This window comes from Rickettsia endosymbiont of Gonocerus acuteangulatus (assembly GCF_964026435.1).
In the GTDB taxonomy this organism is placed as follows: domain Bacteria; phylum Pseudomonadota; class Alphaproteobacteria; order Rickettsiales; family Rickettsiaceae; genus Rickettsia.
In genome coordinates, this window is sequence record NZ_OZ032147.1 from 619,343 (window position 1) to 639,037 (window position 19,695).

Below are 19,695 nucleotides of genomic sequence, written 5' to 3' on the forward strand. Positions count from 1 at the left end.
TTAGCTCTTTTGCTTATTTACCAATCTATATATTTCTTTTTTGCTATATGTATTTTTAAATTTTTCATAAGCAAGGTCAGTAGTAGTTTTAGCACTTAAATCTTTACTTAAACATGATTCTATAAACCCTATTAAATCAAGTTCCAGCTTTTCTTCTTGTTCTTGTAAAACCCCCGAAATTAGTAATACTATCTCGCCTTTTAGAGTATTATTTTGATAAAATGCTATTACTTCATCGATATTTACATTTTTTGTTTCTTGATAAAGCTTAGTAAGTTCACGTGCTACACATATTTCACGATTTCCAAGTATTTCCTTAGCTATTAATAAAGTGTTTATTAAGCGGGGTGCAGCCTCAAAGAAAATTAGCGTAGCACGGATATCTGCAAATTCAGTAAAGAGCTTTTTCTTACTTTCTGTAGTTTTAGGTAAGAATCCGCAAAATAGAAAGCGATCAGTAGGTAGAGCAGACAAAGTTAATGCAGTGATTGGTGAAGACACACCAGGCACTACATCTATGTGGAAATTTAGCGATCTTAAATCTCGTACTAATTTATACCCAGGGTCAGAAATTAAAGGAGTGCCGGCATCAGAAATTAAGCTTACTATCTTATTTGCTTTTATTAGATTTATAATATTTTCTCTGTCTTTCTCGTCACTATGATCATTATAAACTTGTAATTTAGTACAAATGTCATGTTTTGCTAGCAATTTTTGTGATATTCTAGTATCCTCGCATAAGATAATATCCGAGTTTTTTAGGGTTGATATAGCACGAAGTGTGATATCTTCAAAATTGCCAATCGGTGTCGAAACAATATATAATCCCGCTTTTAAAAACATAATTTTTTAATCTTGTAGTAATATTATGGCTAGTATAACACGAAACTTTGCAAAAATCATTTTAATGTTTTTTTGTTCCTTATATCTATCATCCTGTCAAACTTCCAAAGAAGAAACTATTGTACCTGTAAAAAAAGCACAGAAAGAAATTGAGATTGCAATTTTAATGCCTAACCAAGGTCCTGATGGTATTGTTGGTAAGCAATATAAAGATTTGATTAAAATGGGTCTTAATGATGGAGTAAAGTCTTATATCCATGTTACATCATATGATGGCTCAGATGAAAAAAATGTGTTAGCTGCTATGGATAAAATAGTAGCACGTAAAACTAAAATTATCCTAGGTCCTTTATATTCTAACTTTACTTCTTTAATAGCCGAAAAAGCCAAAGCCAATAATATTGTTATAATAACTATGTCAAATAATCCAGCTCTTGCAGATGATAAATTATTCGTATTTGGTCATGCACCTTTAAAGCAGCTAATCCGAATCGTTAATTATTATGGAAGTAGTCATAAGGATTTTATGGCATTACTGCCTACAGGCAAACACTCTCAAACTGTTAGTCAAGTTATGCAAAATATTTTGATTCAGAAAAATGCCACCTTAGCACTTACTGAATTTTATGAAGATAATCCTGAATTTATTGCAAAGGCTGTAAAAAATGTTTCGGATAATACCGATATTATAAATGAACGCAGCGATACAACAAAGCCTATTATTTATATATCAGATGATCCAAAGAATTTAAGCCTACTTGCTGGTAGTATTAATAAATATAATTTAGATAAAAAAGCTATATTAATTGGTGATAACCGCATTGATGTAGATTATCCAGAAAATATTGATATTAGTTTTACTGGCTCATTAAATACCCTTAACAGTAATGTTTCTGAGCGAGCAAAAGCTCTCGGAATTAATCATATGGGTTTTATGCATTTACTTGCCTATGATTTAGGACATATGACTGCCAGCTTCATAGGAAATGAATTCGATTTAAGCAGATTTTTAAATAGAATAAATAGTAGACAACCATATATAGGTTTATCTGGCAATATTCATTTTGTTGATGGAATAGCCCAAAGGCAATATGATATTATTAAAAAAGAAAATGGTATTTATTCTACTGTTTCAGGGAGTTAAATATCTAATCCATTTGTTGCATTGATCTTTTCTCTGTCATTGCGAGCGAATGAAATGAGCGTGGCAATCTCAGGAATTTTATACTACCTCATGAAATTGGCTTCTATCATCCTATGGACAAGTCAACTTTGTTGCATGGATCATTTTCACCTGTCATTCCGTGACCCCGCCACGGAATCCACAAAATTCAACTGAGTTTATTATAATTAAATAAGACTTACAAAATCAGATTGACTTATTTGAAGTTTTGCCTAGAATCTTTTTGAGGCTGCTTTGGGGTGTCGAAACCTCACGCCAATATGGTTGTATCTACTATAAACGATACGCCCTCAACTTTATTAGGGTTGGGGTGATAGGGGCTTTGTTCGGAAGGGTAATAAAAAAGGAAGGGTAGTATGTAGAGAATACCATATAATATTCTGGAATAGATAAGTTATAAATTAAAAATGCCATACAAAGAAAGAACAAAAACAGGTTTGCCAAGAAAAATAGATAGGCCGAGATATAAAATAACCAATTGGTCACAATATAACGATAGTTTAAAAAAAAGAGGGATGGTCAGCCTGTATTTCCCTGAAGGTGATTTAGAGTCTTTGTTCATTAATACACAACCTTACGTAGAGGGAGAATCTGGGAGGACAACGACATACCAAGTACCATATATACAACTAATTTATACATTATATCGTTTATTTGATTTCGGGCAGCGTCAAATAACAGGTTACTTTGAGGATCTATGGCGGGGCAAGGGTCTTGAGATTCCAGTACCAAGTTTTGGTCATCTATGTGATTTATTTTCACAGATACCATTAGAGGTCAAACAGTTTTGCAATAAACTTGCTGTGCGTATCAAGAATGGCGAAGCTATATCTCTGATACTAGATAGCACAGGTCTTAGATTTAATACAGCTAGTAACTAGTATGAAACAAAATACAATAAAGTCTGTAAGAATAAGCCATGGCAGAAAATGCATATTTCTATAGATCCTGCAATGAATATTCATGATGTTGAGATTACTGATTGCTATACTGCTGATATAGAGATGCTAGAGTCCTTAATACCAGAGAATATATCGGTAGATAGAGTAATTGCTGATGGTGCTTACTATAGTATTGAAGGAGTTGAGAAATTAAGTAATTGCGGTATTACGCCAGTAATGCCTCCCCCACGTAATGCTAAGATATATGGTCAAGATAACACCATATGGCATGATAAGGTTGTAAGTTATATTAGTAAGAAAGGTAACATTTATGCATTTTATAAAAAATACTGTTATGGAATTAGGGCACGAATTGAAGCTCAAATTTCAAGAATTAAGAGATGTATTGGTTCATCTCTATTAACTAAAAAAATATCATCACAAAAACATGAAACAATTGTTATTACCAATATTATAAATTTATGGAATTCATTCGGTAAATGTGTCGCAGTCAAAATAGGATAATTACGTCTAAAAAAGACCAACAGATACCCTTCCGAACAAAGTCCCTCAAAGTAACCTGTTATTTGACGCTGCCCGAAATCAAATAAACGATATAATGTATAAATTAGTTGTATATATGGTACTTGGTATGTCGTTGTCCTCCCAGATTCTCCCTCTATGTAAGGTTGTGTATTAATGAACAAAGACTCTAAATCACCTTCAGGGAAATACAGGCTGACCATCCCTCTTTTTCTTAAACTATCGTTATATTGTGACCAATTGGTTATTTTATATCTCGGCTTATCTATTTTTCTTGGCAAACCTGTTTTTGTTCTTTCTTTGTATGGCATTTTTAATTTATAACTTATCTATTCCAGAATATTATATGGTATTCTCTACATACTACCCTTCCTTTTTTATTACCCTTCCGAACAAAGCCCATTCTCCCCTTTTATCCCGTGATTTATGAACTAGATCCAGTTAAAAATACTAATAAAATTAGTATTTTTTATTATTTTCTGGATCTAGTTCCCAAACAACTAGATGACACCGAGGGTGTTTTTCGATCCACGCAGGCAATGCCTTGCGAGGAGCGAAGCTTTGTTGCAATCTCAGGAATTTTATACTACCTTATGAGATTGCCGCGTCGAAACTTGCAGTTTCTCCTCGCAATGACTTTATATTAGAACTTAAGTTTTGTACCGATTAAACCAACAGTACCTTTAGTTTTCTTATTAGGAGCTTCAGGATAATATACTGGTTTACCTTTAGCTTGGAAATGTGAAATTTCTGCATATGGTAATAAACCTGGCATAATTTTATATTCTGTAGCTACAGTTATAGTATCCACAGTGTTCTTATATCTTGAAGATTTAAAATAGCTAAGGCTTGTTTTTATAGGACCTTGACCATAAGCGATAGCTCCGTTGTAATAATAAGTATTACGACCATTTTTATGGTAGTCAGGAGTTGTTAAACTTTTTCCTAGATTGCCATAAGAAGCACCACATGAGAAATTACCATATGTGAAAACTGCCCCAAGATTATAAGCTTTTAAGTTAGATAGTTTATAAGGTTTTAATACAGTATATTCTTTGCCTGTTCCTTGGGAACGAACAGCAAGGCGAGCAGGTTTACCATATTCACCAGTAACGGATAATTTTAAATCTGCATCTTCACCAAGTGCGTGTTCATAAGTTAAACCACCAGATACTGAATCTGTAACATTTTGATTAATAGTAATAACTTGACCGTTTTCTACATTGTAACGCTTTATGCCAGTGTTAACTTTAGTAAGACCGGTAACTGAATTATCAAATGCCACATTATTTAAATTTTTATTACCACCTGCGTTAGCAGAATCAGGGGTATAAGATATACCGGCTTGGAAACCTTTCATTTTAGGGGTATAAAAACTAATTTTTCTAGCTGCCTCAGCTCTAGCATTAAATTCATCAAAATTGTTAGAAAATGATTCTATATAAAAACTAGGGCTGGTATCAAAATCAGGTTTTAAATTATTATATTGCATGTATTTGCTAGTGAGGTTAGCATATCTCCACCATCCGCCTGTTCCAGCAACTACTTGACCACCGGTAATACGAAGCTTATTACCTGCGTCATAAGGAGAACCGAGTTCTACTTTACCATAACTAGTCTCAATAAAGATGTGTGAACCATTATAAGATGTAGATGTTTTTGTTCTTGTAGCAGGTTGCAATACTATTTTAACCCCACCTATTACATCATTTATAGTTTTAGTTATAGTAGCTGCAAATGCTGCCTCTGTATAAAACGCTATTTTTTTCCTATTATCACTTAAATTTTCAAATTCACCTAAACGATTTTGATTTGAGAAACCACTTTCAAATAGATAAAAACCTTCTAATTTTATTTCAGTATCAGAATTAGAAATGACAGGAGTTGTGCTTCCTGAGGCAAAACTGGTAGTAGATGCAAGACCAATAATACTTGCTAATAATAACTTTTTCACTTTAAAACCTCATATATTTGTGAAACTATATGCTATAATTAAGGTTATTATGTTATAGCGGCTAAATATAATTTATGCTAAATATAATATAATTTTTAAAACTTACAATAAATAAACAAATTTTAATTTGTAATTATTTATTTATAGATGTATAATGTTGTATTATTACAACTTATGTTATTAAAGTGGTTTAAAGTTAAAGCAATTACAATTTTAAATAAACATAATTACTTTGTATTAAAAATAATTATCAATTATATTTTATAGTTTAACTAAATAATAATATTTACTATGTCTATAATGTCGGATAAATGGATAAGGGAAGCTGTTATAAATCATAAAATGATTGAGCCTTTTGCAGAAAAGCAAGTAAGGGTTAAAGATTCAGAAAAAATTATTTCATATGGCTTATCTTCTTACGGCTATGATGCTAGAGTATCAAATGAGTTTAAAATATTCACAAATATAAACTCTACTATGGTTGATCCTAAAAATTTTGATAAATATAATTTAGTTGATAGAGAAGTAGATGTATGCATTATCCCGCCTAACAGCTTTGCACTTGGAAGAACTGTAGAATATTTTAAAATACCACGTGATGTATTAGTTATTTGTGTTGGTAAATCTACTTATGCAAGATGCGGTATAATAGTAAATGTTACGCCTCTAGAACCAGAATGGGAGGGGCATGTAACTCTAGAGTTTTCAAATACTACACCGCTGCCAGCTAAGATTTATGCAAATGAGGGAGCTTGTCAATTTTTATTTTTAAAAGGTGATCAAATTTGTGACTTATCGTATGCAGATCGTCAAGGAAAATATATGAAACAATTAGGTGTAACTCTACCATTAACATAATTGTTACTTTTTTTGTTGCAAGATACATGTAAATTATTTTATATAAAAGTATGTTAATTTTTACCCCAAGATAACATAAAGTATAATTTTTTATAATATATTTAATAACCATTTTTCTTAATAAAGGATTTTATGAATACAATAAATACCGACGCAAACGAGGCGATGCCTCATATTTCTGTTAATGCACAATATATAAAAGACCTATCTCTTGAAAATCCTGATGCTCCATCTTCTTTGACAGCTTTAGAACATAGACCTCAAATTGATTTGTCTCTTGATATAAATATCACTAATCTATCAGAAGAAAATTTTTATGAAGTCGAATTAAATATTGAAGCAGTAGCAAGAAATGAGAAATATAAATTATTTCAAGTAGAGCTAAAATATGCAGGTGTATTTAACTTAATTAATATTGCTCCTGAGCAACATCAAATTTTGCTATCAGTCCATTGTCCGGCAATGATATTTCCATTTGCTAGAAAAATCATAGCAAGTTGTACTCAAGATGCGGGATTTCAACCTTTAATGATTGACCCGATAGATTTCGGAGCTTTGTACCATAAGAAAATGTCAGAGCATCAGAACTAAAAACCGCTTAAGTATTATGAAATCTTACCTTTTACTTAATTAATTGGCATGGTTTTTAAATCACAGACATACTTTAATAGTAAAAATTTTATCAATCATAATTAAAAATTCTTTACCTACGTTGCTAATAAATGTATAAAGCACTAATAAAAAATTATAATTTAGTTAACAATAATTAACTGTAATTAAATTATAGCACAAACATAAAAATTGAATTTTAGGAGAAAATAAAATGAGAGTTTTATTAATTGAAGATGAACCAGAAATGGCTAATCTAATTGAGCTTACTTTAGCTTCAGAAGGAATAGTTTGCGATAAAGTTTCGGTTGGTTTAGAAGGTTTAAGATTAGGTAAACTTGGTAGGTATGATCTGATGATTTTAGATCTAATGTTACCTGATATTAATGGTTTCGAAATATTACTAAGATTGCGTGCAGCAAAAATAAAAACCCCTATTTTAATCTTATCTAGCTTAACTGATACAGATCAAAAGATTACTGGCTTTTCTTCAGGAGCTGATGACTACTTAACTAAACCATTTGTTAGAGAAGAGCTAATCGCTAGAATTAAAGCTATAGTTAGACGTTCTAAAGGGCATGCTGCATCAGTATTTAGATTAGATAAAGTCAGTGTAAATTTAGATACTAGAAGTGTTGAAATTGACGGTAAAAAAGTACATTTAACCAATAAAGAATATGCTATTTTAGAACTATTAATATTGCGTAGAGGAACAATTTTAACTAAAGAGATGTTCTTAAATCATTTATATAGTAGTCTTGATGAACCTGAAACGAAGATCATTGATGTATTTATCTGTAAATTGCGTAAGAAATTAAGTGATGCTGCTGGTGGTAAAGACTATATAGATACAGTTTGGGGACGCGGTTATATGTTAAAAGAGTATGATGAGAATGGACATGGACATAAGGAAGCTTTAGCCCAAGGAGCATAGTGTCTTTTCATTTAGAAATAGGTGTTGTTGCATGAATACTAAGTCGTCATTGCGAGCAGTTGTAGGCTGCGTGGCAATCTCATGAAGTGGCAAAACTTACGCTATGTTATAGCAAATATGCTAAAAACTCTTATTACACAGCAATGTTTTATAGTGAAGCACTTCATAATATCCCTTAATTCATGGGCATTATATCAAACATAGCATAAGTTTTGGTGGTATAAAACTCCTGAGATTGCCGCATCAATGCTACGTATCTCCTCGCAATGACAAAAAAACTTTTCATTTACTTAATATATTATGACATTATCTAATTCCGCTCTTGGTAAAAAAAGTACTTATAAAGATACTTATGATCCAACTTTATTATTTAAAATCCCACGCATAGATAATCGTAAAGAATTAGGTCTAGTTAATGATAAGCTTCCATTTTTTGGCATAGATGTTTGGAATGCTTATGAGCTATCTTGGCTTGATAAAAAAGGCAAGCCTTGTGTTGCGATCTTTACTTTTTTTGTGCCAACAACTTCTTCTCATATCGTAGAATCTAAATCAGTAAAGTTATATCTTAATTCTTTTAATAATTTTGCTGTTGATTCCGTCGATGAGTTAAAAAGAATTGTTTTGCAAGATTTAAGTAAGGCTACACATGTCGAAGTGACAGGAGAAATATTTCCTATAAATACAAAAATAGAATTTGGTACTCCAACCGGCATTAACATCGATGATTTAGATATAGAATGTAGTGAATATGGTCCACCCAATAATAGCTTGATTAAACATGAAGATGTTTTAGTAGAGGAAGAACTTAATTCTAATTTATTAAAATCAAACTGTTTAGTAACAGGGCAACCGGATTGGGGGACAATAATTATAAAATATAAAGGAAAAAAGTTAAAACACGATGCACTTCTAAAATATTTAATATCTTTTAGAAATTTTAATGAATTTGCCGAGCAATGTGCAGAGCGTATTTTTACTGATATCAAAAATGCTATAAATCCTGAATTTCTTTCTATCTATATAATATATACAAGACGAGGCGGAATTGATATTTGCCCGTATCGTACAACTGATTCAAACTATACTCTACCGAGTTCTAAAAGACTAATTAGGCAGTGATATAATAGTACCGGACAGTTATTATTCTATAGTCATTCCCGCTTAAGGCTTGTCCCGCGTGGATCGAAAGTCGTCATTGCGAGCGAGCGAAGCGAGTACGGCAATCCAGAAAAAATAATAAAAAATGCTAATTTATAGCATTTTTTGGCTGGATTGCTTCGTCAATTACTTCGTAATTTCCTTAGCTCAGACTGAAAAACTGATCCACGCAGACAATGCCTACTCACGTATTATTAACTGCTGTCGCTCCCCAATGATATACCCCAATGATACCGTGCAATTACTTTCAAATTCGCTTGTATCGACCTTATGGAATGTGCTATACTTTATCCATTAAATTCTTAGCTATGTCAGTTTCTGAGAGATTATTATTTTTGGTTGAGTGAAAATATTCTGAAACGAGTTTAACAACTTCATCAGAAAATTCATCTTGTAATTCTTTACTTGCTAATAATTTTTGGCTTTCAATTAATTTAATAGTTTCAACTTTCTTATGCTCTAAAAATTCTTCAATTTCTTTAGTTTTCTCTTGAACTATTTTTTTTGTGATTTCGTTATTTTCTTTGGTCATTTGAAGTTGCAAAGCTTCTAAATTTTTTATTTGCTCTTCAGTTTGTTCAAATAATAATTTTGCATCATCTTTTAATTTTTCAGCTTTTAGAACTCTCTCTTGTACTTCTAAAACTTTCGTGTCTAAAGATTTTAAAATTGCTTTTTTTGCTGGTCTATAAATTAAATATACAAAAATTATAAAACTAATAGCAAGCCAAAAGCTTTCATCTAGAAAATGCATTATTATTGTATTTTTATATTTTTTAGTAAGTTTATATCTGCTTTAGTGCCAGTGATTTTTTCGATAATACTAGCAGCAAGCATTATAGTCGCATCTACTTTACTAGTTCTAAATTTTTCTGCAACTAATTTTATATCTTTAATATTTTGATTTATAAGCTTTCGTAGGTTTTGTTCTAAATTATTTTTTTTAATTAAAAATTCTGCCTCTAAAGAATCTATTTTTTCTTTTTTTAACCTGTCTATTTCAGTACTTATTCTTGTTATTTCTTCATTATAATATTTATTTAGCTTTTCGATTTCAAAAGCTAATTCATCTGCTTTTGCAATGTTATCTTGAATATTAGATTGTCTATTATTTAAAACTCTTTCAATTTTAGTAACTATAAATTTGTAGACAAAAATATATAATAAGCTAAAAGTAACTATTAGCCAAAAAATTTGTGAATAATATGTATTAATATCAAATTGAGGCATATTATTTAAAAGCAAATTTTAGGAAAAGATAAGTAGCATTGCGATTACAAAAGAAAAAAGCCCCATTGCTTCAGCAAGACCTGCACCAATAAGTGCCATTCTCTGAAGCTGTTCGGTAGCTGAAGGATTTCTAGCTATTGAATTAAGTAGTGAACTAAATATATTACTGACGCCTAAAGCTGCACCAAGCATTCCAATAGCCATACAACCAACACCAATGAACTTTAAAGAAACCATATCCATAAAAAAACTCAACTTTAATTAATTAAAAAACTCTAGTGTAAATTAACAGCATCATTAAGATATACACAAGATAAAATAGTAAAAATATAAGCCTGAAGAATTGCGACAAAGATTTCAAACCCAATTAATATAACCATAAGAGGTATTGGTAGAAATTTCAAGTAAATCATCAAGGTTACAACAAAGCTAGCAATTACTTTTAATAAAATATGACCTGCCATCATATTTGCCGCAAGCCTTAGGGATAAACTAGCCGGTCTTGCTAGATATGTAAATAATTCAATTATGATCATTAGTGGGGCAAGCCATAAAGGCGTACCATGGGGCAAGAAAAGGGAAAGAAAATGCATGCCGTGCTTTACAAAGCCAACTATAGTCACCATTAAAAATACTAGAATTGCTAAAGCGAAAGTAATAATGATATGGCTGGTAACAGTAAACCCGTAAGGTATCATGCCAAATAAATTACAAAATAAAATAAAAACAAATAGAGTGAAAATCACAGGAACAAACTTGCGTCCTTTACTGCCTACATTCTGATTTAGCATATCAGCTACAAGATTATAGATTATTTCGCCACTTATTTGTAACCTTGATGGTACTAACCTAGGATTTGAAAAAGCCAAGTAAAAGTAAGTTGAAGCTAAAACACTAGCAAGTAGCATATAAGCAGCTGAATTAGTAAAGCTGATATCGAAATACATCACTTGGATGTCTATCAGCTTTTTTATATTAAATTGTACTAAAGGATTATGAAGCATTTTGTTATTTCTTACTGATTAGACTTTGCCTGACTATATTAAATCCTGCTATAATTCCGATTATGGTAAATATAATAATAAATAAAGGTTTAGAATCAAAGAATTTATCAGTTAATAAACCAATAACAAACCCTACCATTGTTCCCGAAACTAAGTCTATAGCTATAGTAAACGGACTTATTTCCTGTTGCAAGTTAGAATTAGGAGTTTTATCAATTTTTAACTGATTAATTCTTGTTTTAATATCTTTTAATTTATTATTATCCACTATAAATCTATTTTATTTTTTGATTCTTCTATGGCTTTATCTATTGCTGCTGAAATACTGTTCATACTATAATTCTCAGTTTGTACTCCGTTAACAAAGAAAGAAGGAGTTCCTATAAATTTTGGTGCTTTTGTTATAAAATTAGTGTTAGCAATTAAGGTTTCAGTAATTTTATCATCGCTCAAACATTTTTTGTACTCTTCCGGAGTAACGCCGCCAAGCTGACCTATATCAGTTAATAACTCTCTATATTTATTACTAACTGACCATTTATCTTGTTGCTTTAACATAATATCATGAAACAGCATAAAGCTATTTATATAACCTTTGCAACGTGCTAAAATAGAAGCGTCTAAATCTTGTTTAGTAGCAATAAATTCTCTAGTAACATATGCTATTTTGTTAGTATCTATATATTTTTGCTTAAGTTCAGGAAAAATTGTAGAGTGATAATAAGCACAATGTGGGCAAGTAGGAGAGAAATATTCCACCACAACTATTTTAGAATCTTTATTCCCAAGAACCATGTCATTTTCATCAATCTTAAAAGTAACCTTAAAAGTTTTTACTTCAGGCTTTTGCTCGATTTGTTCTTGCACAGCCGGAGTTATTACAGCTGGAGTTGTTACTTCCGTTGTTTGGTTATTGTTTTCATCTGAAGCTGAAGTCTGAGCCGGAGCTATAGATTTAGATGATTCTTGCTCTACTACTTTCTCTTTTTCTTCTGAGCAACCACTCAAAAGTAATAGAAATATTAACGTAATAAAACTATTTCGCATAATTTAACCCTTTATAATATTGAATAAAAGTAATCCCCGCCGCAAGCAGCGGGGTATTTTAGAAGAAAGCTAGCTGATGATCCTCATGCAGTTTCTGATATTCCTTGCCTTGGTTTTTTACGTATTTTCCTATCATATTCTCATTTCCATGCTTACCTACCGTACTCGTAAAATATCCATCAGTCCAAAATTCTCCACCCCATAATTGTTTCTTTACCTGTGGACACTGTCTAAATATTTGACGAGCTGTAACACTTTTAATTGTTGTTACTATTTTTGTTACGCTATAGGTTGGTACAGATTGTACCAAAAAATGGACATGATCTTCATCAACCCCTATTTCTAAAAATTTTATTTGATATCTCTTTTCTATCTCTAAACATATTTCTCGTAATACTTGATCAACTGATACGTCAAACACTGCTCGGCGATATTTTGCTGGAAATACCATGTGATACAGCAGTACCGTAACATTATGACTTTTATGTATATATTTGCTCATTCCGCCATATTACGCCGCAAGCGGCGGGGAATATACCCAAAAGAGATTTAACAATACAATAAGGTTTTATTTACTTTATTTCAATAGTAAATAAATTTGCTATATAAAATTATCTGCTTTATCATTTAAGCAAAATGTGTTATGCTAGATAGGATAATAATCTAACATTGGATTCTTAAGCACTAAGAATTACTACGGAGGAATTAATAATGGTAAATATAGCACAATCCGAAGACAAAACAGAACAACAAAAATCTGAGTTTAAAATAGGACAAAGAATTGTTTATCCTGCACACGGAGTAGGTGAGATTACGAATATAGAGAACCATACTATTGCAGGTACTGAGATAAAGGTATATGTAATCTCTTTTCCTCAAGATAAAATGACTCTAAAAGTACCAGTTAGCAGAGCCACAGTTGTAGGGCTTAGAGCAGTTGCGAGCAAAAAAGACCTAGATTTAATATATTCAACCCTTCAAGGCAAGCCAAAACAGGGTAATAGAATGTGGAGCAGAAGAGCTCAAGAATATGAAGGAAAGATTAATTCAGGTAATATTGTGGCAGTTGCTGAGGTATTACGTGACTTACATAAAAATGTTGATAATGATCGCTCTTATAGTGAAAGAACTCTTTATGAAGCAGCTCTAAATAGACTTGCAGGTGAACTTGCTATTCTTGAGAACATAGATCCATCTGAAGCTATTAACAAGTTAGTGGAAGTATTACGTGAAAAGTTGGTGGCATAATCTGTCTTTGTATATGTTAAGATTTGGTACGTCAAATTTCGGGGTTCGCCTTTGCTCACGTATTAATATACGCCTAGCTTGACTCACCACTTATTTGACTTCCAACTTTTGAAGTATCTACGGTATATTCGATAAAATTGGCGTCGTCGTTTTATAAGTACTACGGTACTTATGCCTTAAGTAACGGTTTCATTCCTCGTTTTATAAACAATAGTACCGGACAGTTGCTTCGAATAACATAGTAGCCATATAATAATATTAATTTTACCTTGGAATTACGAAAAAACAATCTGATCTCGATCTGTGTAAGAAAAGCTTTTTAAAAAGTAGCTATCTCAAACAACCAATATCTATTCTTGCAAATGTTAAATAGTCAAACCATATTAAATAGTGAAGAAGAAACAAAAAACTTTGCTAGGGCTTTTGCTGCAACCTTAAAACCTAATAATATTGTGTTATTAAATGGTGATCTTGGAGTAGGTAAAACTTTTTTTGGTCGTGAAATTATTAAACATTTATGTGGTGACAACACCTCAATTATAAGCCCAACCTTTAACTTATTACAAACATATAAAGCACCTCATTTTACTATCTATCATTATGATCTTTATCGTCTAAAATCACCTGAAGAAATATATGAATTAGGGCTTGAAGAGGCATTAAGCGGTAATCTAACTTTAATAGAATGGTCTGAAATTATTAAGCACCTCCTACCTACGCCTTTAATTGAAGTAAATTTAAAATTATTAGATGATGATAAACGTTTGTGTAATATAGCTAACGAGTATTAGCCTTGTTACTTTCTTGTTTTTTTAAATTTGGTACTATATTAGTACTAGACTTTTTGTTTATAAGATGAGAATCTAGTGTTTTCTTAATATCATTAAGAGTTTTTTTAGAAACTTCTGCTTCAATATATCTTTTATAAGCTTCTTCAGAAGGTTTTTTAGCTTCTTTCATCTCTTGTGACATTGCCCGTATGGATCATTTTTCCCTGTCATCCCGTGATTTATTCTATAGTACCGGACAGTGTTAAAAAAGTGTTATATTTTATTCAGGTGTAGGTGACCTTATATGTCATTCCCGCGGAAGCGGGAATCCAGAAAAATAACCATAAAAGCAGCAAGTTTTTAAAATTAAAAGCTTAGGTATCTCGCTTTACGCTGGATTCCCGCTTCTAGCTAAGAATGGCATAGAATAATAACTGTTCGGTACTGTAGATTTATTCACGGGGTCCAGCTAAAAATAGTAATATTATTAGTATTTTTTATTATTTTCTGTATGCTGTGGTCAAGCCACGGCATGACATCGAGAGTGCTTTTGGGTCCACGCAAACAATGCCTTGAAAATACTATAAGTAAGTAGAACAGAACCTATTTAAAATAATAAGATTTTAAATAGGTAATGATGAACAGAAAATATAGACACTTATCTCGAGAAGAGAGATATGAGATAAAAAGAATGTATGACCTAGGAGTCAGTATTAATAAGATAGCACAACATCTTACGAGGTCTAAAAGCGCTATTAGTATGGAGCTAAAAAGAAATAAGGTAAAAGATAAGTATATGCCTTGTGTTGCTCAGGAAAAATATGAAAATAGGATGTATCAGCAAGAGTTATTAAAAATAGAAAAGAACCCTATGTTGTTAGATTATATTAAAAATGCTATGATTCGCAAGAAATGGTCGCCGGATGCTATAGCCGGAAAGTTAAAACTAGACAAAAATACAGCTTTGTGTATCAGTACAGAAAGTATATATAGATTTGTTTACACTTCTGCAGTAGCAGCTAAATTAAAGTTATATAGCTATTTACCTTCTAAAAGATATAAAAGGCAAGAAAGAGGGAAGAGGCGTCAAAGGATCATTATACCACAAAGGATCTCAATACATCAGCGTGATGCAATAGCTACGAAAAAGGTAGAAGTAGGGAATTTTGAGGCAGATCTTACATTTCATAAAGGTAATCAAAGTATGAATATTGGTGCACTGGTGGATAAAAAGAGTCAAAAGATTATTTTAGTGCTGAATAACTCCAAGAGAGCTACAACAGTTACCAATGGTTTTTTAAGAAAGATAAAAACTCTTCCAAATAGTGTGAGAAAGACTATTACTATGGATAATGGCAAAGAGTTTGTGGGGCATGTTGCCTATAGACTATCTGGGTTTCAAACTTTCTTTTGTGATCCATACCGCCCTAGACAAAAAGCATTAGTGGAAAAAATGAATTCTATGATTCATAGAATTTTACCTAAAAATACAGATATTACTACCGTTACACAAAGAGGTCTAATGTTGCTGAGATTTTAAATAACATGCCAAGAAAGATTTTTGGTTATAAAACCCCCAATGAAATTTGGGCAGAAAATTTATAGGTTTTGTTCTACTTAGTCCTTGCATTTTCACCTTCTCGCAATGATTATTTTAATAATATTACAATTTTATCTGGACACTACTATATTTCTGCGGGGATGCCATTATATGTATTTTTCAATCCATGCAACAAAAACGCATATTGCATGATAAAGGTAAGTATACTAGCCTTTTATTACTGCTGCTACTTCATCAGCGAAGTTTTTTTCTTCCTGCTCTATACCCTCACCAAGTTCATATCTGATAAATTTAGTAATTTGAATTTCTGCACCAAGTTCTTTAGCAGCATTTTTGATTACTTCAGCAACAGTTAGTTTATTATCAAATAAGAAATTTTGTTGTAATAGCACAACTTCAGCAAAGAATTTACGAATTCTGCCTTCTACCATTTTTTCGATAATATTGTCAGGCTTACCTTCTTCTTTTGACTTCTCAAAGAATACTTTTCTCTCACGTTCTACAAGGGCTTGATCTAAACCGGAATTATCTATACTTTGCGGATTATTCCCTGCTATATGAACTGCAATTTGGTTGGCCAAAACTTTTAATTTTGCTGTATCTTTTGTGCTTGATTGTAGCCCTACTAACACAGAAATTTTACCTAAATTTGGTACAACTTCATTATGTACGTATGAGCCAATAGCTCCTTCAGATACTTTTAGTACTTCCATGCGGCGTAGTGTTAAGTTTTCGCCTATTTTTGCGATACATCTTATAATATCTTCTTCTACTGAATTATCATTTGGCATGATAGATGTTTTTAATTTTTCTACATTTTCAGCATTTATTGCAAGAGCAGCAATATTTTTCACTAAATCTTGAAACTCTGGATTTCTTGCGACAAAATCGGTTTCAGAATTTATTTCAACAACAACTCCATTTAATCCGTCAACTTTAGCAGCTGTTAACCCTTCAGCAGCAACACGTCCGGCTTTCTTTGCAGCAGCAAGACCTTTTTTATGCAAAAAGTCAACAGCTTCTTCAAGATTGCCTTTAGTCTCGATTAAGGCTTTTTTACAATCCATCATTCCAGCACCAGTTTTTTCTCTGAGCTCTCTAACGTCATTAGCACTTATATTTACTTCACTCATATTTTACCTATCTCCATTTAATTATGCATTTTAAAAAGATGTCTAATTTTTATCTTCATCAGCATCACTTAATGCTTGCTCAAATTCTGTATTTGCTTCTTCATTGATATTTTTTGTTTTAGAGAACTTTTTAGCTTGTTTTAATTTAGAAACATTTTTAGGAGCTAAATTTTTATCGCCATGTTCTTGGATACTACCTAAATCGACTCCGGAAGCTTTCATTGATTCTTCTAAACCTTGTAGTGCAGCATCAGCAAATAAACTACAATAGAACCTAATTGATCTTATCGCATCATCATTACCTGGAATTGGATAATCTATATAGTCAGGATTAGAATTAGTATCTACAACAGCCACGATAGGTATATTAAGCCTTACAGCTTCACTAATTGCAATATGTTCTTTATTAGTATCGATAATTACTATTAAATCTGGCTTAGAATGTAACTCTCTGATTCCAGCGAGTGATAAAAGTAATTTATCTTTCTTGCGGTTCATATCAAGTATTTCTTTCTTAGTATAACCGATGCAAGCTTCTTCATTTTCCAAAGTTTGTTCTAATTTATTTAATTTCTCTATGGAACCTGAAATAGTTTTCCAGTTAGTTAGCATTCCGCCAAGCCATCTATGATTTACATAGTATTGTCCGCATTTTTCAGCATATTCTGCTATAATATCGCTTGCTTGTATTTTTGTACTTACAAATAATACTTTGCCATCATTTTTTACAGTTTCATATATTGCATTTAAAGCAACATTCATTAAAGCTGCTGTTTGTCTTAAATCAATTATATGTACCTCATCACGCTCACCATATATATAAGGTGCCATTTTAGGATTCCAACGTGAAGTCTTATGACCAAAATGCACGCCGGCATCTAATAAATCTTTAACATTAATTGGTGGTATTTTTGACATTTATTTCTCCTGATTGTTAGTTTATACCTCCGTAAAATAGTCTTTCATTGTGTGTCTTGTCGTACCATAGTTGTACAACTATGTCATTCCCGCGGAGGCGGGAATCCAGTAAAACCTTTAAAATAAAAAGCTTAGGTTATCTCGCTTTATGCTGATTCCCTGCCGCCTACGGGGGGATGACATAAGAACTAGTCACTTAACTAATGAACTAACATTTATCTTACGTGTGAATTTGCTTAAAAATATAAGCCTACAAATTATATACTTATATTCTATAATTTACAAGTCCTTATTCTTTCCTCCATATAGTAGTGCCGTCTGGCTTATCTTCTAAAATTATTTTTTCATTTAATAATTTGTTACGAATTTGATCAGCTAATCCCCAATTTTTTTGTTTTTTTGCTTCTAAGCGTTCATTAATAAGATTATTTATATAATTTTCGTCTACATCTTTATTAAACCATTCATGAGGTGTTTCATTCATTAATCCAATAAAATTAGCACAAGCAATAAGATTAGAGGCGTTAGATATCTTTTCTTCCTCGTTTGTAGCTGTAAAAATAGCTTTGGCATAGTCGTTAATTATTTTAATAGCAAGCGTACTATTCATATCGTCAAGCAGTGCTTCCATGAAATTATTTGGTAAGTGATCTATCTCCCGCATGTTTATATTTTGGACAGCTCTATACCAATAATCTAAAGTTTTTTTAGCATCTTCTATAGCCTTATCGTTATAATCAAGAGGGCGTCTATAATGGGTACTTAATAAAAATAATCTCACTATCTCGCCTTTAATTTGTTTATCCATTAAATCCCTGACAGTAATAAAATTACCAAGAGATTTACTCATTTTTTCGCCGTTAACCGTTAAAAAGCCATTATGAACCCAGTATTTTGCGTAAGTAGAACCTGGAAATGCACATTTACTTTGTGCGATCTCGTTAGTATGGTGAGGAAATATTAAATCAGCACCACCGCCATGAATATCAAAGTTTTTACCTAAATATTTATAGCTCATCGCTGAACATTCAATATGCCAGCCGGGACGCCCTAGCCCCCATGGGCTTTTAAAGTTCATATTTGCATCTTCATCCGGTTTAGCTGGTTTCCATAAAACGAAATCCTGTGGATGCTTTTTAGTTTTACTATTTTCTACCCGTACGCCCTCAAACATATCCTCTAATTTTCGATTAGATAGTTCCGTATAGTTAGGAGCTGATAAAACATCAAAATAAACATGATCATCTGCAATATATGCATGCCCAGATTTAATTAGCTTTTCTATTATTTCGATCATTACATCAATATGCTGCGTAGCCTTTGGTTCTGTAGTAGGTGATAAACAAAATAGATACTCCATATTCGTATGAAATTCTTTTGTAACTTTGTCCGTTAATTCATTAATGCTAATGCCTGATGTTGCTGCTCTCTCAATTATCTTGTCATCTACATCAGTAATATTCCGTACATATTTTACAGATTTAGCTTCAAATATTTCTATAAGTATGCGGTAGAGTAAATCATATACTACCACCGATCTACTATTGCCTATATGTGGGTTATCATAAACAGTAGGTCCGCAGACATACATTTTTACATTAGTCTGATCTTCAGGTTTAAAGAGCTCTGTGCCTTGAGTGAGAGTATTAAATAAGTAAATTTGCATAAGGTTTGCTCTATTTATAAAAAATTAAATTTTATCTTATTGTGAGGCTTTTTAGCCATAGTATAACTGAAAAATCTAATAGTTAACAAAAATTAATAAGTTTTATTGACTCTAGTTAACAAAAATTATATATTTCCTCTCGTTTAAATTAA

At 31.8% G+C, this 19,695-nt stretch carries 23 protein-coding genes and 1 pseudogene; 10 read left to right on the forward strand and 14 right to left on the reverse strand.

All coding sequences use genetic code 11. From position 1 onward, the window contains the following. Window positions 1-843, reverse strand: coding sequence for a 16S rRNA (cytidine(1402)-2'-O)-methyltransferase (rsmI, locus tag AAGD55_RS03815; protein WP_341792200.1), 843 nt, complete (start codon window positions 841-843; stop codon window positions 1-3). 25 nt (window positions 844-868) lie between these two features. On the opposite strand from rsmI, the gene AAGD55_RS03820 reads away from it, so the two are divergent. From AAGD55_RS03820 to AAGD55_RS03830, 3 genes are all read left to right on the forward strand, one after another. After that, a complete protein-coding gene (locus tag AAGD55_RS03820) occupies window positions 869-1,987 on the forward strand; it encodes a penicillin-binding protein activator (protein WP_341792201.1) in 1,119 nt (372 codons plus the stop codon). Between the two features lie 446 nt (window positions 1,988-2,433). After that, window positions 2,434-2,907: a transposase gene (locus tag AAGD55_RS03825; RefSeq protein ID WP_341792202.1), complete on the forward strand. Its 474-nt coding sequence runs from the start codon at window positions 2,434-2,436 to the stop codon at window positions 2,905-2,907. A gap of 48 nt (window positions 2,908-2,955) precedes the next feature. Next, a complete protein-coding gene (locus AAGD55_RS03830; protein WP_341792203.1) occupies window positions 2,956-3,432 on the forward strand; it encodes a transposase in 477 nt (158 codons plus the stop codon). A 661-nt stretch (window positions 3,433-4,093) separates the two neighbouring features. Here the strand turns inward: AAGD55_RS03830 and AAGD55_RS03835 are convergent. After that, the gene (locus AAGD55_RS03835) at window positions 4,094-5,404 is read right to left on the reverse strand and encodes a porin (RefSeq protein ID WP_341792204.1); all 1,311 of its coding nucleotides are present in this window, start codon (window positions 5,402-5,404) and stop codon (window positions 4,094-4,096) included. A 291-nt stretch (window positions 5,405-5,695) separates the two neighbouring features. Here AAGD55_RS03835 and dcd point away from each other — a divergent pair, with 291 nt between their 5' ends. From dcd to queF, 4 genes are all read left to right on the forward strand, one after another. Then, a complete protein-coding gene (gene dcd / locus AAGD55_RS03840) occupies window positions 5,696-6,262 on the forward strand; it encodes a dCTP deaminase (RefSeq protein WP_011477948.1) in 567 nt (188 codons plus the stop codon). Between the two features lie 132 nt (window positions 6,263-6,394). Continuing rightward, the gene (gene secB / locus AAGD55_RS03845) at window positions 6,395-6,853 is read left to right on the forward strand and encodes a protein-export chaperone SecB (RefSeq protein WP_341792205.1); all 459 of its coding nucleotides are present in this window, start codon (window positions 6,395-6,397) and stop codon (window positions 6,851-6,853) included. Between the two features lie 232 nt (window positions 6,854-7,085). After that, window positions 7,086-7,805: a response regulator transcription factor CtrA gene (ctrA, locus tag AAGD55_RS03850; protein WP_341792206.1), complete on the forward strand. Its 720-nt coding sequence runs from the start codon at window positions 7,086-7,088 to the stop codon at window positions 7,803-7,805. 300 nt (window positions 7,806-8,105) lie between these two features. Further along, window positions 8,106-8,927: an NADPH-dependent 7-cyano-7-deazaguanine reductase QueF gene (gene queF, locus AAGD55_RS03855; RefSeq protein ID WP_341792207.1), complete on the forward strand. Its 822-nt coding sequence runs from the start codon at window positions 8,106-8,108 to the stop codon at window positions 8,925-8,927. A 319-nt stretch (window positions 8,928-9,246) separates the two neighbouring features. Here the strand turns inward: queF and AAGD55_RS03860 are convergent, their stop codons facing one another. Genes AAGD55_RS03860 through tnpA form a run of 7 tightly spaced genes read right to left on the reverse strand, consistent with a single transcriptional unit; the run spans window position 9,247 to window position 12,749 of the window. After that, window positions 9,247-9,720 (reverse strand): F0F1 ATP synthase subunit B, encoded by a 474-nt coding sequence (locus AAGD55_RS03860; protein WP_341792208.1) that lies wholly within the window; start codon window positions 9,718-9,720, stop codon window positions 9,247-9,249. Between the two features lie 2 nt (window positions 9,721-9,722). Further along, complete coding sequence (locus AAGD55_RS03865; RefSeq protein WP_341792511.1) at window positions 9,723-10,196, reverse strand: ATP F0F1 synthase subunit B'; 474 nt, start codon at window positions 10,194-10,196, stop codon at window positions 9,723-9,725. Window positions 10,197-10,214: 18 nt separating this feature from the next. After that, on the reverse strand, window positions 10,215-10,439 hold the full coding sequence (locus AAGD55_RS03870) for a F0F1 ATP synthase subunit C (protein WP_011477942.1): 225 nt from the start codon (window positions 10,437-10,439) through the stop codon (window positions 10,215-10,217). Between the two features lie 32 nt (window positions 10,440-10,471). Further along, the gene (locus AAGD55_RS03875; RefSeq protein ID WP_341792209.1) at window positions 10,472-11,200 is read right to left on the reverse strand and encodes a F0F1 ATP synthase subunit A; all 729 of its coding nucleotides are present in this window, start codon (window positions 11,198-11,200) and stop codon (window positions 10,472-10,474) included. Window positions 11,201-11,204: 4 nt separating this feature from the next. Continuing rightward, on the reverse strand, window positions 11,205-11,468 hold the full coding sequence (locus AAGD55_RS03880) for an AtpZ/AtpI family protein (RefSeq protein WP_341792210.1): 264 nt from the start codon (window positions 11,466-11,468) through the stop codon (window positions 11,205-11,207). After that, window positions 11,468-12,247 (reverse strand): DsbA family protein, encoded by a 780-nt coding sequence (locus AAGD55_RS03885; protein ID WP_341792211.1) that lies wholly within the window; start codon window positions 12,245-12,247, stop codon window positions 11,468-11,470. Before AAGD55_RS03885 ends, AAGD55_RS03880 begins: the two co-directional genes overlap by 1 nt. 58 nt (window positions 12,248-12,305) lie before the next feature. Continuing rightward, window positions 12,306-12,749, reverse strand: a complete 444-nt coding sequence (gene tnpA / locus AAGD55_RS03890; RefSeq protein ID WP_341790826.1) for an IS200/IS605 family transposase — start codon at window positions 12,747-12,749, stop codon at window positions 12,306-12,308. A gap of 209 nt (window positions 12,750-12,958) precedes the next feature. Between tnpA and AAGD55_RS03895 the strand changes: the two genes are divergently transcribed. Then, window positions 12,959-13,495, forward strand: a complete 537-nt coding sequence (locus AAGD55_RS03895) for a CarD family transcriptional regulator (RefSeq protein WP_341792212.1) — start codon at window positions 12,959-12,961, stop codon at window positions 13,493-13,495. Here the strand turns inward: AAGD55_RS03895 and AAGD55_RS03900 are convergent. Beyond that, window positions 13,481-13,622: pseudogene (locus AAGD55_RS03900) on the reverse strand (palindromic element RPE5 domain-containing protein); the annotation flags it as partial. The gene AAGD55_RS03895 and the pseudogene AAGD55_RS03900 sit on opposite strands and share 15 nt — an antisense overlap. Window positions 13,623-13,857: 235 nt before the next feature. Between AAGD55_RS03900 and tsaE the strand changes: the two are divergent. After that, entirely contained in the window at window positions 13,858-14,286 is a 429-nt protein-coding gene (gene tsaE / locus AAGD55_RS03905; protein ID WP_341792512.1) for a tRNA (adenosine(37)-N6)-threonylcarbamoyltransferase complex ATPase subunit type 1 TsaE, read from the forward strand. On the opposite strand, the gene AAGD55_RS03910 is transcribed toward tsaE, so the two are convergent. After that, complete coding sequence (locus AAGD55_RS03910; RefSeq protein WP_341792213.1) at window positions 14,273-14,455, reverse strand: hypothetical protein; 183 nt, start codon at window positions 14,453-14,455, stop codon at window positions 14,273-14,275. The two genes, tsaE and AAGD55_RS03910, sit on opposite strands and share 14 nt — an antisense overlap. A gap of 444 nt (window positions 14,456-14,899) precedes the next feature. Here AAGD55_RS03910 and AAGD55_RS03915 point away from each other — a divergent pair, with 444 nt between their 5' ends. Continuing rightward, window positions 14,900-15,805, forward strand: a complete 906-nt coding sequence (locus AAGD55_RS03915) for an IS30 family transposase (RefSeq protein ID WP_341792214.1) — start codon at window positions 14,900-14,902, stop codon at window positions 15,803-15,805. A 227-nt stretch (window positions 15,806-16,032) separates the two neighbouring features. On the opposite strand, the gene tsf is transcribed toward AAGD55_RS03915, so the two are convergent. From tsf to cysS, 3 genes are all read right to left on the reverse strand, one after another. Next, the gene (tsf, locus tag AAGD55_RS03920) at window positions 16,033-16,959 is read right to left on the reverse strand and encodes a translation elongation factor Ts (protein WP_341792215.1); all 927 of its coding nucleotides are present in this window, start codon (window positions 16,957-16,959) and stop codon (window positions 16,033-16,035) included. A 42-nt stretch (window positions 16,960-17,001) separates the two neighbouring features. Beyond that, window positions 17,002-17,877 carry a 30S ribosomal protein S2 gene (rpsB, locus tag AAGD55_RS03925; protein WP_341792216.1) on the reverse strand — a complete coding sequence of 292 codons (876 nt, stop codon included), beginning with the start codon at window positions 17,875-17,877 and terminating at the stop codon, window positions 17,002-17,004. 289 nt (window positions 17,878-18,166) lie between these two features. Then, window positions 18,167-19,543 (reverse strand): cysteine--tRNA ligase, encoded by a 1,377-nt coding sequence (cysS, locus tag AAGD55_RS03930; RefSeq protein WP_341792217.1) that lies wholly within the window; start codon window positions 19,541-19,543, stop codon window positions 18,167-18,169. Between the last annotated feature and the right edge of the window lie 152 nt (window positions 19,544-19,695).